1 protein-coding gene is annotated in these 687 nt (G+C 57.5%); it reads right to left on the bottom strand.

All coding sequences use genetic code 11. From position 1 onward, the window contains the following. Nucleotides 1–687: hypothetical protein (locus JK154_RS17615; RefSeq protein ID WP_283093684.1), on the bottom strand; the 687-nt coding region annotated here is incomplete at both ends.

The following is a 687-nucleotide window of genomic DNA, read 5'->3' as shown; positions in this document are numbered from 1 at the left end:
GCCGGCCACCCAGCCCGGCATACTCACCCGGAAGTCCACCCGGCGGTACTCCGTGCCGTTCACCGTCAGCTTTCCGGTCATCACCGGCTGCCCCGTGCCGACTGACTCCAGAAAGGCCAGACCGCGCCCCACCCTGCCGGACGCAAAAGCCACATCGGCCACCATCCCGCTGGCTATCGCCCGGATTTGCATCAGCGCCTCACCCATATCTTCCTGGCTGTTGGTATGCCACGCCGGCAGGGCTTTAATTGCCCCGTTCGGGATACCAAAACAGGTCCGCCGTAGCCAGATTTCAAACGCCGTGCTGCGCAGCTCACTGGCCCCATAGGCCAGTGCCATACCTGACAAAATAAGCAGTGTCGCCAGCCCTACCGGCCCCAGCCCCATAATATTGAAACTCTTCGTTTCCACTAAGGCAAAAACACCGGCCTTAGCCCAAAAACCACTTACAGCGCCACCAATAATAATGATTGCTGCGGAGCTAATATAAACAGCACTAGCGAATATATCTCCCTTACGCCAAGCATCCCATGCATGAAATCCATTCCTGACCCCATCAATAACCGAGGCTATCCCGGCCAGCACCCCACCAAACTTCACCAACCCTGGAACCTGCTGCGCTTCTGTCAGCACCACCCAGTTCAGTTTCAGCGCCAGCTTTGAGGCAAACCCTGATATCTCCGCCAT

This window comes from Citrobacter sp. JGM124 (assembly GCF_018257795.1).
GTDB lineage: Bacteria > Pseudomonadota > Gammaproteobacteria > Enterobacterales > Enterobacteriaceae > JGM124.
This window is presented reverse-complemented; position numbering and strand designations above follow the sequence as displayed.